Consider the following 12,477-nt stretch of genomic DNA (forward strand, 5'->3'; position numbering starts at 1 on the left):
GTGTATAAGAGACAGCCTGACAACCGGCCCGCCCGCGCCACATGTTGTGGCCGGAGCCACGCCTGACTGCGTACAGACGGACTGTTAGTAGGTCACTCCGGAGCGAACGTTCGCCGTGCTCGCACGCTCCCACCTGCCGACCGGCGCCGCGTACTAACAGTCGGTCGGTACACCTGCCCGGCCAGCTGCGTACCGACGAACGGGTAGTGGTCGCGCCCGCCGTGGATTTGGCCGTGCCTGCACGCTCGAGCCTGCGGGCTGTTCCGCACCTCTACCCGTTGTTCGGTACGCCGAAGGCGGCGGCGTGGTCGCGTACCCAGGTGGCGAAGGTCGAGGCGGGGCGGCCGGTTAGCTGGGTGACCGTGGTGGTGACTGGTTCGGGGTTGGTGACGAGGGTGGACCAGTAGGTGACAGCGCTGTCGGCGAGGAGGGGGTCGGCGCCTTGGGCGAGCATTGCCTGGCGGGCCTCGTCGTCGGTCAACCCCTCGACGCGGATGGGGTTGCCGGTGAGCTGGGCGATGGTGGCCAGTTGGTCTTCCTGGGTGATGGCTTCGGGGCCGGTGATCTCGTAGGCCTGGCCGATGTGGTGGTCGTCCAGGAGAGCCAGTACGGCGACCGCTGCGATGTCGCGCTCGTGGATGAGGGATCGCGCGGCCTTCGGGTAGGGAATCCGTACGACGCCCGTGCGGATCTGCTCGGCCCAGGCGAGAGCGTTGACGGCGAACCCGCTCGGCCGGACGAAGGTCCAGTCGCGGTCCTTCAGCAGCTCCTCGATCTCGCCCCAGAACCCGCCCCCGCCCAGCGTCGACAGGTACACGACACGCCGCGGCAGCTCCGCGACCACGGCCGCCGCACCTTCCGACGAGTACCAGGGCCACAGCAGGAAGGCCGCGTCCGCCCCAGCCGCAGCCCGTCGTACGGCGGCTGGATCTTGTAGATCACCTGCGACCAGCTCGACTTCCGCGGGCAGATCCGCGCGGTCCGGCGTACGGACCAATGCTCGGACGGTGGCCCCTGCGGCGAGGAGGCCGGTGACGATGTGGCGGCCGGTGCGGCCGGTGGCTCCGATGACCAGAACTGTGCTCATGACGCCAACGATCGGACCTCAACGGTGGTTCAGGTCAAGCGGAACTCGATAGGGTGGCGGGCATGCTGGAGTTCGTGGTGCGGGTGGTCGGCGTGATCGTCGCCTTCCTGGTGGCGCCGCTGGTGGTCGGTCAGGCCGAGCACAAGGTGATGGCGCACATGCAGTCACGGCTCGGCCCGATGTACGCCGGCGGATTCCACGGCTGGGCGCAGTTGGTGGCGGACGGGGTGAAGTTCGTCCAGAAGGAGAGCGTGGTCCCGGCCGCGGCGGACCGCCGGGTGTTCGAGTGGGCGCCGTTCGTCGCGATCCTGCCGTACATGGCCGCGCTGGCCGCGATCCCGATCGCTCCCGGCATCGTCGGCGCGGACCTTGAGTCCGGCCTGTTCTTCGTGCTCGCGGTGATGAGTGTCGGAGTGCTCGGTTCGCTGATGGCGGGGTGGGCCAGCGGGAACAAGTACAGCCTGCTCGGTGGTCTGCGGGTCGCGGCCCAGCTGATGAGCTACGAGCTGCCGTTCGTGCTGTCCGCGGCGAGCGTCGCGGTCGCTGCCGGTTCACTGAGCCTGACCGGGATCGCCAACGCCTGGAACCCGTGGTGGTTGCTCTGGCAGCTTCCCGGTCTGGTCGTCTTCTTCATCGCCGGCCTCGCCGAGCTGCAGCGCCCACCCTTCGACATGCCGGTCGCCGACTCCGAGGTCATCTTCGGCCCCTACACCGAGTACACCGGTCTCCGCTTCGCCCTCTTCCTGCTCGCCGAGTACGCCGGCATCGTCATCCTCTCGGCCCTCACCGCCGTCCTCTTCCTCGGCGGCTGGTCCGGCCCCGGCCCCGACTCGATCGGCTGGATCTGGACCATCCTGAAGACCGCCGTGGTCGCCTTCGTGGTGATCTGGGTCCGCGTCTCCTTCCCCCGCATGCGCGCCGACCAACTCCAGAAACTCGCCTGGCAGGTCCTCGTGCCGGTGGCGCTCGCCCAGCTAGCGCTCACCGGCATCGGAGTCATCGCCTTCTAAGGAGTCGCGAGGGCTTCGGTGGGGGATAGGTGGGAGGCGCGGATTGCTGGGTAGAGGCCGGCTAGGGCGCCGATGATGAGGGTGGCTAGTACGCCGCCGGCCAGGGACCAGACGGGGACTACTGTCAGCCAGTTCTGGTACGACGCGTAGGCGGCTGTGACTGCGGATCCGAGTAAGGCTCCGCCGAGGCCGCCTAGTGCGGAGAGCAGCAGGGACTCGGTCAGGAACTGGGTGCGGATCTGCCCGCGGGTGGCGCCGAGTGAGCGGCGGAGGCCGATCTCGGCGCGGCGTTCCAGGACCGAGATCACCATGATGTTGGCGACGCCGACCCCGCCGACCAGCAGGGCGACCGCGCCGAGGCCGAGGAGCAGGCCGGTGAAGGCCTGGCCGGCGGCCTGTTTCGCGGCGAGTGCGTCGGACGGCCGCGACACCTCGACCTCGTTCGGTGCTTCGGGGTTGGCCGTTGCCCCGAGCACCGATCGGACTGCCTCGACCTGGGCGTCGTCCGAGCGGGTGTAGATCGTGGTCGGGTGCCCGTCGAAGGCCAGGCTGCTGGCAGCGGCCGGCCAGCCCATCAAGGCGGCAGCGTCCAGTTCGGGCGCCAGCGCGGCCGGTTCGAGAATCCCGAGCACGGTGAACCAGGTGTTGCCGATCAGCACCTGGACCTCCGGGCCCGCGCGGGTGATCCCGAGTCGCTCGGCCGCGCCGGCCCCGAGCACGGTCGCCGGGTAGCGGCCGGTCGCGGCGTCGAGCCATTTGCCACTGCGGACCGTTGCGCCGATCGTGTCGAGCAGGTTCGTCCGAGCGGCGTACGCGATGATGCCGTTCGTCTCGATGACCGGGATCTTGTTGCTCCGGTACACCGAGGCACCATCCACCGTACCGACCGCCGACTCGGCCTGGACGGGCGCGATCCGGCGGACCATCTCCTCCGCGGTGAGTGGCAGCTGGGCTTGCTCGCCGGTCAGCCGGACACCCGGCGCGACCGTGAGCAGATTGGTGCCTAGGGCATCGAGTTGTCCGTCGAGCTCGGCGCGGGAGGACGACGAGATGCCGACCACCGCGACCATCGCGGCGATCCCGATCGCGATCCCCAGCGCGGACAGGAACGCCCGCATCGGCCGGGTCCGCAGCCCGACCGCACCGACCCGGACGACATCACGCAGGCCTAGAGGAGCCGGTTTCAGTTCGCGCATGTGTCCTCCAGGATCAGGCCGTCGCGCATCCGGACCTGACGCGGCAGGGCAGCGGCGATGTCCCGATCGTGGGTGATCACGACAACCGTCGTACCGCCCGCGTGCAGGTCCCGCAGCAGCTCCATCACGCCGGCACCGGACGCTGAGTCGAGCGCTCCGGTCGGCTCATCAGCCAGCAGTACGGCGGGTTCGCCAGCGACCGCTCGTGCCACGGCGACCCGTTGTCGCTCGCCGCCCGACAGCTCATGCGGTTCGTGATCCATGCGGTGCGCGAGGCCGACCCGCTCCAACGCGGTCGCCGCCCGCTTCCGCCGTACCGATGATCGGAGCCCGGAGTAGAGAAGCCCGTCGGCCACGTTGTCCAGGGCGCGTCGGCCGGCCGCCAAGTGGAACTGCTGGAACACGAAGCCGATCCGGGTTGCCCGCAACGCGGACAGGCCCGAGTCCGACAGCCGCGCCACGTCGTACCGATCGATCCGGACCGCGCCGGAGCTCGGCCGGTCGAGGGTGCCGAGGACGTTGAGCATCGTCGACTTGCCGGAGCCGGACGGGCCGACGATCGCGACCAGTTCGCCGCGGTCGATGCGCAGGCTGACACCGCCGAGGGCCGTGACACCACCCGGGTACACCTTGGTCACCTCGCTCAGCTCGATCACTTAGGGATCCCAACCACGGTGCCGGCCTTGATGCCAGCACCGCTGACCTCGACCTGACCGCTGGCGAACAGACCGGTCTTGACCGGCACGTACGACGATGCCGTGCCGTCGGTGACCTCGACGCCGAACCCGCCCTCGCGCAGGGCGACCAGCGCAGAGACCGGAACGGTCAGCACGTTCTTGCGTTCCGACGCAGTGAAGGTCACGTCGACGGAAGCGAGAGCCCAGGCCGCGACGGCCTTTTGGTTGTCGATGGCAACGATCACCTCGACCTTGGTCTCCGGATCCTTGGCCGGGTCGGAGGCCGGGATGATCACCGTCGACACCTTCTCCACCTTGCCCGGTACGGATTTGCCGTCCGGCAGCGTGAGGTCGACCTTCGACTGTGGCTTCGCCAGCCGCTGGTCCGCCGCGTCCAGCTGAACCGTGACGGCCTTCCGCGTGCCGGTGTACGTGAGCACCGGCTGGTTCGGCCCGAGAGGTGCGCCTTCCTCGGCCTGCACACTGTCGACCCGGATGTGGGCGGGCGCGTAGAGGACCGACCCGAGTTCCACCACACCGGTCTCGTCCACGCCGAGGTCCTCCTGCCACTCCTCGACGGCCTCGGCGGTGTTCTCCGTGTACTCGTCATCAACGGTGAAACCGTCGTAACCGAGAGCCTGCAGGTTCTGCTCGAGCTGCTGGACGTCCGGTCCTTCGCTCCCGTCCGCGAGTCGCCGGTACGACGGCAGAGCGCCGTACAGCAACGTGGTTGGTTTGTTGTCGACGCTGTAGACGGTGTTGCCGCGCTGGAGTTCCTGCCCGCTGTCCGGCAGGCTGGTGATGGTTCCGGCGACCCGGTTCACCGCGGTGGACGTCGTACCGAAGCCGAGCTCGCCGTCCTCGGTCTCGGTGTCCTTGAGTGTCTGCTGGGTGACCTTGGCGGTGTTGACCGGCAACGGCTGGGCGGTCTGGTTCGCGGCCTGGCTGGTATCGCCCCGGTTCACCAGGAAGGCGCTCATCGCACCTCCGGCGGCCAGGACGGCCACAGCTGTCAGCATCTTGCGCATCAGCGTGCCGCCAGGATGCTCTGGCAGGCTTCCTGCGCCTTCGGGAAGTCGGGGTCCTCACCGACCTCCGGGCCGATCATGATGCCGCGCTGACCGGGCTTCGGGTCCGGGAACTTCTCTACGCCGTTGTTCCGCATGCACTCCGCGTGCTTGCGGCCGTTCTCCTCCTGCTGCGGATTCGGTGCGGCGTCGGCCTGTGGGTTGAACTCCCGGCACGCCTCCATGGCCTTCTGGACCTGCTCCTGGGACACGCCGGAGCCCGGGCCGAACTTCAGCATCGGCCCCTTGCCAGGCTCCGGGTCCGGCACGTTCAGCCCGTTCTCGCGCAGGCACTGAGTGAACTTGACCGCCTTCTCGTCCCGGCTCAGGCTGGGCGACGCGCTACTGCTGGAGGCGGTGGGCTGGGCGCCGGAGCCCGATGCGACCTGGCTTTCCGGCGCATCGGCGCCACAACCAGTCAGCAGTACGGCGGCCGCCAGCGCCGCGGCGGCCAGGGTGGTCTTGCGCATGACATCTCCTCTTGCTCGGGTGATGGCCACAGCTTTCGCCGAGGGCCGTTTCCCGGCTGTTTCCGTGAGCGATAACGCGGAGGAAACCTGGCGGTCGGGGATCATGGGGACTGTGCGCGTACTGGTGGTCGAGGACGAGCCGCTGCTGGCAGCAGCGATCGCGGAGTGGTTGCGCGACGATTCGCATGCCGTCGACGTGGCCGGAGACGGCGCTGCCGCGCTCGAACGGCTGACCACGAACGAGTACGACGTACTGGTGCTGGACCGCGACATCCCCGTCGTACACGGGGATGAGGTGTGTCGGCAGGTGGTGGAGTCCGGGTCGATGACTCGGGTGCTGATGCTGACAGCGGCCGCTGCGGTCACGGACCGGGTCTACGGCCTCGGTCTGGGTGCGGACGACTACCTGACCAAACCGTTCGCCTTCGCCGAGCTGGCAGCGCGGGTGCTGGCGCTGGGCAGGCGGAGTCACCCGGCCGATCCGCCGGTACTGCGGCGCGCCGGAGTCACGTTGGATCCGGCCCGGCACGAGGTGTTCCGGGACGGTCGCTATGTACCGCTGTCCAAGAAGGAGTTCGCCGTACTCGCGGAGCTCCTCAGAGCCGACGGCGCGACCGTGTCGGCCGAACAACTGCTGGAGAAGGCATGGGACGAGCACGTGGATCCGTTCACCGGAGTGGTGCGGCTGACCATCCTGAAGCTGCGCCGGAAGCTGGGCGAACCCGGTCTGGTGGAGACCGTCACCGGCGTTGGCTACCGCATCCCTTGACGCTGCGGGGTCGGCTGACTCTTCTGTACGGCGGCCTGTTCCTGGCGGCCGGTGCGCTGCTGCTCGGACTGACGTATCTGCTGTTCAGCAACAACTTCGGGCAGCAGTACCGAGTGATCGTGCAGGGCACTTATCTCAACCCGGGCGAGACCGGGAAGCCGCTGCTGCCGAACCAGGTGTTCGCCACGGGCAAGGACGGCACCCCACTCACCGGTCCGGCTGCTGAGCAGGCGATGCGCGAGCAGCGCGAGCAGGTACGACAGGCGGCGACCAAGTCGCTTCTGACCCAGGGCAGCATCGCGCTGGTGTTGGTCGGCGCATTGTCGGCTGGATTCGGCTGGCTGGTTGCCGGCCGGGTGCTGGCACCGCTGCACCGGGTCACCGACACCGCGCGGCGCATTGCGGCCTCACCGGCGGCGCTGCACGAGCGGATCGCGCTGCGGGGTCCGGACGACGAGGTGAAGAACCTGGCGGATGCGTTCGACACCATGGTCGAGCGGCTGGACCATTCGTTCGACGGTCAGCGCCGGTTCGTCGCCAACGCGTCGCATGAGCTGCGTACGCCGCTCACTCTCGGCCGGGCGCTGGTTGAGGTGGCGATGCATCGCCGAACCGCCTCGGCGGACGTGCAGGAACTCGGGGAGAGCCTGCTCACGATCAACGCCCGGCATGAGCAGTTGATCGACGGACTGCTGATCCTGGCCGACTCCGAGAAGCAGCTGACCACGCTGTACCCGGTCAACCTCGCGGACGTCGTCGACCACGTCGCCGGCCAACTCAGCGCGGAAGCTGCCGCGGCCGAGGTGGAGATCATCCGCGGCCCCGGCGACGCCCCGGTCCGAGGCGACGCGCTGCTGCTCGAACGCCTGGTCCACAACCTGGTCGAGAACGGCATCCGCCACAACGATCCCCCCGGCTGGGTCCGCGTGCTCTCCCGAACCGCCGGCGACCAGGTGCAGATCGAGGTGACCAACACCGGCCCCGAGATCCCGCCGTACGAGGTGGAGGCACTGTTCAAGCCCTTCTACCGCCTAGGCGCCGAACGCCTCGTCGGCGGAAAGGGCGCCGGCCTAGGCCTGTCGATCGTCCGCTCCGTAGCCGAAGCCCACGGCGGAACCGTCACCGCCACACCCCGCCCAGCCGGCGGCCTGGAAATCACCGTCACCCTCCCCATCGACCCGAGCTAGAGAGCCGCTGGCGCTACAGCAGCCGTCGTACTTTCACGGGCGCCCGGGCCGACCACGAGTCGGTCACCACCTCAGTCAGCTCGTCGTCGTCCAGCTGATCGAGCCACGCGAAGACGGCGGACGGGAATGCCTTGGCCAGCCAGTAGGTGTCCGGCGAGGCGGCAACCAGCGCCCCGCGATCATCCGGAACCCAGAACTGCAGGATCTCGCGACCCTCGTCGTTCCAGCGCAACCGGGCGAACTGACGACCGGCAACCTCGTATGTCGGCGACCCTTCGTGAGCCACACCCGGAGCAGTCTCCGGGAGTTCAGCAGCGACCCGGCCAACGCCAGTCCAGTCCGCCATTCGAATCAGGACCTTGCGAGGAACGGGGCTGGATCGCCGTACCCGAGGTCGGTCATGCCGGCCTTGCGGAACGCGTCGACGACGAGTGTGCGGCGTACTGCGGCGAAGGTGAGCACGTGCGCGATCATGCTGCCGAAGCTGGAGACTTTGGGCGGAGCGCAGGTCGAGTCGACGAAGGTTTCGTCGAACGTGTTCTCGGCGCTGACCCGGCGGACGAGCTCGAGGAACCGGGGTCCCGCGATGTCGTAGCGATCCCGCAGCTGGCCCAAGGACACGGCCCGGCCGCTCTCCGGGAACTCGAACGGTTCGGCGGCCACGGCCGCGAGCCACATCTCGAGCTGCCAGACCATCCGGTCCAGCATCCGCCGCGGCGTGACCGGCGGTTCGTCCAGATCAGGCGCGGGGATCGGCCCGTCGAGGATGTCGGGGGAGATGTCGCGGGCGCGATCGATCAGTTCGCCGAGCAGACTCACGTGGTGCTCGGCGAGACCGGTGACGATGTCCATGCTGGTGACCTTTCGTCGGGCCGGCAGGCGGAGACCCGCCGGTGGATGGAAATGGACCCCGCTCGGTGCGTCGAGGAAGAACGGGTGCGTCGGCTGCCGGCGCCACTGCTTCGGCGTCGTCCCGTACGACCGCGAGAACGCCCGGGTGAACGCCTCATGTGACCCGAATCCGGCATCGACCGCGATGTCGAGGATGCCCCGGTCAGTGCCGGCCAATTGGTACGCCGCTCGCTCCAGCAGCAACCGTCGCCGGAGGGCGATCGGGGTCTCACCCGCCACCGCCGTCGCGATCCGGTCGCAATGGAACCGCGACAGGTGCAACCGCCGAGCCAGCTCGGCCCCGGATGCGGACGCATCGTCCAGGCTCTCGCCGACCACGTCCACCAACGCCACGAACAGATCCATGCCTAGATCCTGCCGATCCGCGGTCCCGTGAGTCTTGACCGCTTTTGCTCACTGTCTTCTGAGATTCACCTGGGCGCCACTGCTGAGCCGTTGATCTCCGGCCGCAGACCTGATGGCATTGGTCCGGACCAATCAACTGCCTTCGGAGGAGCCTGTGAACCGCCCCCTAGCTGTCACCGCTCTCGGGATCGTCGCCGCCACCAGCCTGCTCGCCACCTCGGCGTTCGGGGTTGCCGATGCCCCGTCCGCCCGCACCCAAAAGGTGCTGGTGATCGGCATCGACGGTGCGATGCTGAACAAGATCCAGGCCTTCAACACCCCGGCGATGAAGGAGCTGATCAGTACCGGCTCGGCCGCCAAGACCACCCTGTACGCGTCGCCGTTCGCTCCGACCGTCTCGGGACCGGGGTGGGCGACCAACGCGACCGGTGTCTGGCCGGACAAGCACAAGGTGAAGAGCAACAGTTGGGGGACGGGTTCGAACCTGAGCCAGTACCCGGACTTCCTGACCCGGATCGAGCGCGCCCGCCCCGAACTGTCGACGTACGCGATCGCCGATTGGACGCCGCTGACCACCAACAGCGCCGGGCAGGCGATCTTCAGCGACGAGATCCAGAAGAAGGTCACATACGACGGTGATGCCCTCGGCTGGGCGGCCGCCGATGCGCGGATCGCGACCGAGGCCGCGGCGTACCTGAAGGACGCCGGCCCCGACGCGTCCTTCGTGTACTTCGGGGATGTGGATATCGCCGGCCACAGCTGTGGTGCCGCCGGTGCCTGCTACCGGAAGGCGACCGAGCAGACCGACAAGCACATCGCGACTCTGCTGACCGCGGTCCGCGCGCGGCCGACGTACTCGAACGAGGACTGGACCATCCTCGTCACCTCAGACCACGGCCACACCGAATCCGGCGGTCACGGCGGCAGTTCGCCGGGTGAGCGGTCGTCGTTCATCATCCGCAACGGCCCCGGTACGACGCCTGGTACGCCGGCGATCGCCCCGAAGAACGTGGATATCGCGGCCATCGTGCTGAGCCGGTTCGGGGTGTCCGCTCCGGAGCTCGACGGCCAGTCGACACCGCCCGCGGATCCGTTCGACACGTTGGTCGGCTCACTGCAGTCGCGGGTGGACGAGACCGGCGTACCGGCTGAGGTGAAGGGCTGGACCCACAGCACCCCGGCGGGGTGGACGATCGACAACGCCGGGCTGGGTACTGGTGGGGTCCGCGAGTGGCAGGGCTGGTCGTTCACCACGGACGACTTCTGGACGCGTGCGGCTCCCGACCAGTCGCGGGAAGGCAATGTCCGGGCTCGCGGTGTCTTCGCCGTCGCCGACTCGGACGAGTGGTCCGACAAGTCCCGGAGCGGCCTCTTCAACAGCAAGCTGTCGTCGCCGGCGTACGACGTCACCGGTGCCACGACCGCGACCGTCACCTTCTCCTCGCACTACCTGAAGAGCGGCAACGAGACCGCGACCGTGCTCGCCGCCTTCGACAACGCGGCACCCAAACCGGTCCTCACCTACACCGCCGACGCCATCGCCAAGCAGGAGCGCCTCACCATCCCCGTCCCCGCCGGCGCCCGCACCCTCAAGCTCACCTGGTCCCTCACCAACGGCGACAACGACTGGTACTGGGCCATCGACAACCCGCAGATCGGTCGCTAACGACACGTAGTAGTGGTGGAAAACGGCGCCCGCGCGGGAGTCCCCCGCGGGCACCGTCGTCTACGTAGATACCTACTACCTGTTCTTACCGTCACTCCATCGGGATGTAGAGGGCGAGGAACAGTTCGCCGGAGACCTGGCGCTGGGTTTGGCGGAAGATGACGGGGCCGGCGGCTTGGGCGGGGACCGGGGCCAGGTAGAGGCCGGAGGCCGGGCCGTCGGCCGGGGTGAAGTCGTACGACCGGCCGCCCGGCGTGCCCGCTAGCTCCAGCGAGTGTGCCTGCGAGCTGCCGTTGACACCGAAGACAGCCAGGTACGGCTCGAACTCCGGTCCCTGGATCTCGATGCTCGCGTAGCGCGGTCCTGACGTGGGACTGGCTATAGCGTCGTGCAGGCGGTAGGTGCGGCCGTGGAACTGGGCGACGACCGGGAGCTCGACGTAGTTGTACGGGGGATCGATGGCGCGGGTTTCGGCGCGGGTGTAGACGGCGGCACCGAGCAGCAGGCCGGGCGACTTCAGCTCACGACCGTTGCCGTCGACAACTGTTGCGGTCAGCTCGGCCGCCCGGCCGGCGCGCAGGCCGAGGTTCTCGTGCAGTACGGCGCCGAAGCGCTCACCCGGGAGCGGATCGGACACGTTGTCGCAGGCTCGGGTGGTGATCACCTTCCCGTTGATCCGCAGCACCACGGCGCCCAAGCCGCTCGCCGACGCATTGCCGGGGATCGTGCAGAAGACCCGGAAGTCGACCTTCGTGTCGTTCGGGAACCAGATGAACGAGATCGGCCGATCGCTGATCTTGGCCACCTGCAGCTCGGCGCCGGCCACCTCGGCCTGGTAGCGGACGCCGTTGATCACGTAGTCGTTCGTGGCCGGCTTGACCGGGGCGGTTGGCATGCGGTCGCTCGGGGGTGACGTGACCCGCGCCGGAGGCGGAACCGGCGTCGTGGCCGGTTCGCTGCGCTCGAGGACCGGCGTACCGGTGAGGACCGCGCCGACCGCGGCCAGGCAGGCCGCTGCGCTGACAACCCCGGTCGCGACCCGGCGGCGTCGTACCTGGGTTGCTCGGCGCTGGACCTGGGCGAGCGGGGCCGGGGTGGCGAGGTCGATCTCGTCCGCCTGGTCGCTGAGGTGGCGCCGGAGTTCGTCGAGGCTCATGACTGCTCCAGGGGGTGGTCGACGAGACGGGGATCGATGCGGAGTTTGGCGAGCGCCCGGCTGGTCTGGCTCTTGACGGTGCCGACCGAGCAGCCGAGGATCCGGGCGGTCTCTGCCTCGGAGAGGTCTTCGTAGAAGCGCAGTACGACGACCGCCCGCATCCGCCGGGGGAGTCGCTTCAACGCGCGGCCGAGGTCGACCGCGGGTTCCCCGTCGTACTGCGGGGAGTGGGGGAGCTCGTCGGTCGGCTGCTCACCGTTCCAGCGGCGGCGCCACCAGGCGGAGTAGGTGTTCAGCATCGTCCGGTGCACGTAGGCGCCCGGCTCGTGGATCCGCCCCCAGGCCAGCCAGCACCGGGCCAGCGTCGTCTGCACCAGGTCCTCGGCCAACGCCCGATCCTGGGTCAGCAGGTACGCCGTCCGCAGCAGCTGCCCATATCTCGCCGCAACGAAGTCCTCGAACTCCGCCCGGTCCACCGTCATTCCCACACCCTGCCCGAGTACCTGGGCCAAGCCAGAGGTTGCATGCCTTGTCGATCCGAGCCTGCCCAGTTCGTGTAGAGGGTGAGACTAGGAACTAGGAGGTCATGATGACGCAGTACTTGCTGAGCATTTACCAGCCGGACGGGCCGATCCCGGAGCCGGAGGTTCTCGAGAAGATCATGCGGGAGCTGAACGCGGTGAACGACGAGATGCGGGCGTCGGGCGTGTGGGTGTTCGGGGCCGGCCTGCATCCGCCGGAGACCTCGACCGTGGTCAAGGCGTCCGGCGGGGACGTGCTGGTGACCGATGGGCCGTACACCGAGGGGAAGGAACACCTCGGCGGGTTCACGGTGATCGAGGCCGAGGATCTCGACGCCGCGCTGCACTGGGCGCGGAAGGTGGCCAAGGTACTGGACCCGCTGGCGATCGAGGTGCGGCCATCCCAGAGCTGAC

14 protein-coding genes are annotated in these 12,477 nt (G+C 68.7%); 5 read left to right on the forward strand and 9 right to left on the reverse strand.

Features of this window, described 5'->3' with window-relative positions:
• Nucleotides 1-271: 271 nt before the first annotated feature.
• Nucleotides 272-1,087 carry an SDR family oxidoreductase gene (locus E1261_RS17245; RefSeq protein WP_132407867.1) on the reverse strand — a complete coding sequence of 272 codons (816 nt, stop codon included), beginning with the start codon at nucleotides 1,085-1,087 and terminating at the stop codon, nucleotides 272-274.
• Nucleotides 1,088-1,149: 62 nt separating this feature from the next.
• On the opposite strand from E1261_RS17245, the gene E1261_RS17250 reads away from it, so the two are divergent.
• On the forward strand, nucleotides 1,150-2,097 hold the full coding sequence (locus tag E1261_RS17250) for a complex I subunit 1/NuoH family protein (RefSeq protein WP_238176270.1): 948 nt from the start codon (nucleotides 1,150-1,152) through the stop codon (nucleotides 2,095-2,097).
• Here the strand turns inward: E1261_RS17250 and E1261_RS17255 are convergent.
• Genes E1261_RS17255 through E1261_RS17270 form a run of 4 tightly spaced genes read right to left on the reverse strand, consistent with a single transcriptional unit; the run spans nucleotide 2,094 to nucleotide 5,507 of the window.
• Complete coding sequence (locus tag E1261_RS17255; RefSeq protein WP_132407871.1) at nucleotides 2,094-3,293, reverse strand: ABC transporter permease; 1,200 nt, start codon at nucleotides 3,291-3,293, stop codon at nucleotides 2,094-2,096. The genes E1261_RS17250 and E1261_RS17255 overlap by 4 nt on opposite strands.
• Nucleotides 3,281-3,949, reverse strand: a complete 669-nt coding sequence (locus E1261_RS17260) for an ABC transporter ATP-binding protein (RefSeq protein ID WP_132407873.1) — start codon at nucleotides 3,947-3,949, stop codon at nucleotides 3,281-3,283. Before E1261_RS17260 ends, E1261_RS17255 begins: the two co-directional genes overlap by 13 nt.
• Nucleotides 3,946-4,989, reverse strand: a complete 1,044-nt coding sequence (locus E1261_RS17265; protein WP_238176271.1) for an efflux RND transporter periplasmic adaptor subunit — start codon at nucleotides 4,987-4,989, stop codon at nucleotides 3,946-3,948. Before E1261_RS17265 ends, E1261_RS17260 begins: the two co-directional genes overlap by 4 nt.
• An 8-nt stretch (nucleotides 4,990-4,997) precedes the next feature.
• Nucleotides 4,998-5,507 (reverse strand): hypothetical protein, encoded by a 510-nt coding sequence (locus E1261_RS17270; RefSeq protein ID WP_132407877.1) that lies wholly within the window; start codon nucleotides 5,505-5,507, stop codon nucleotides 4,998-5,000.
• 112 nt (nucleotides 5,508-5,619) lie between these two features.
• Here E1261_RS17270 and E1261_RS17275 point away from each other — a divergent pair, with 112 nt between their 5' ends.
• Together E1261_RS17275 and E1261_RS17280 are read left to right on the forward strand one after the other, a co-directional pair.
• Nucleotides 5,620-6,276: a response regulator transcription factor gene (locus tag E1261_RS17275; RefSeq protein ID WP_132407919.1), complete on the forward strand. Its 657-nt coding sequence runs from the start codon at nucleotides 5,620-5,622 to the stop codon at nucleotides 6,274-6,276.
• Nucleotides 6,273-7,463 (forward strand): sensor histidine kinase, encoded by a 1,191-nt coding sequence (locus E1261_RS17280; RefSeq protein WP_132407879.1) that lies wholly within the window; start codon nucleotides 6,273-6,275, stop codon nucleotides 7,461-7,463. The genes E1261_RS17275 and E1261_RS17280 overlap by 4 nt, the downstream gene beginning before the upstream one ends.
• 13 nt (nucleotides 7,464-7,476) lie before the next feature.
• On the opposite strand, the gene E1261_RS17285 is transcribed toward E1261_RS17280, so the two are convergent.
• Nucleotides 7,477-7,809 (reverse strand): MmcQ/YjbR family DNA-binding protein, encoded by a 333-nt coding sequence (locus E1261_RS17285; protein ID WP_132407881.1) that lies wholly within the window; start codon nucleotides 7,807-7,809, stop codon nucleotides 7,477-7,479.
• Nucleotides 7,810-7,814: 5 nt separating this feature from the next.
• Nucleotides 7,815-8,720, reverse strand: coding sequence for a helix-turn-helix domain-containing protein (locus tag E1261_RS17290; RefSeq protein ID WP_132407883.1), 906 nt, complete (start codon nucleotides 8,718-8,720; stop codon nucleotides 7,815-7,817).
• Nucleotides 8,721-8,874: 154 nt separating this feature from the next.
• Between E1261_RS17290 and E1261_RS17295 the strand changes: the two genes are divergently transcribed.
• Entirely contained in the window at nucleotides 8,875-10,386 is a 1,512-nt protein-coding gene (locus E1261_RS17295; RefSeq protein WP_132407885.1) for an alkaline phosphatase family protein, read from the forward strand.
• Nucleotides 10,387-10,477: 91 nt separating this feature from the next.
• On the opposite strand, the gene E1261_RS17300 is transcribed toward E1261_RS17295, so the two are convergent.
• Together E1261_RS17300 and E1261_RS17305 are read right to left on the reverse strand one after the other, a co-directional pair.
• Nucleotides 10,478-11,542, reverse strand: a complete 1,065-nt coding sequence (locus E1261_RS17300; RefSeq protein ID WP_132407887.1) for a hypothetical protein — start codon at nucleotides 11,540-11,542, stop codon at nucleotides 10,478-10,480.
• The gene (locus E1261_RS17305) at nucleotides 11,539-12,024 is read right to left on the reverse strand and encodes a SigE family RNA polymerase sigma factor (RefSeq protein WP_132407889.1); all 486 of its coding nucleotides are present in this window, start codon (nucleotides 12,022-12,024) and stop codon (nucleotides 11,539-11,541) included. The genes E1261_RS17300 and E1261_RS17305 overlap by 4 nt, the downstream gene beginning before the upstream one ends.
• 107 nt (nucleotides 12,025-12,131) lie before the next feature.
• Here E1261_RS17305 and E1261_RS17310 point away from each other — a divergent pair, with 107 nt between their 5' ends.
• Nucleotides 12,132-12,476, forward strand: coding sequence for a YciI family protein (locus tag E1261_RS17310; protein ID WP_132407891.1), 345 nt, complete (start codon nucleotides 12,132-12,134; stop codon nucleotides 12,474-12,476).
• The last annotated feature ends 1 nt before the right edge of the window (nucleotide 12,477 follow it).

It is taken from the genome of Kribbella albertanoniae, from assembly GCF_004348455.1.
Classification (GTDB): domain Bacteria; phylum Actinomycetota; class Actinomycetes; order Propionibacteriales; family Kribbellaceae; genus Kribbella; species Kribbella albertanoniae.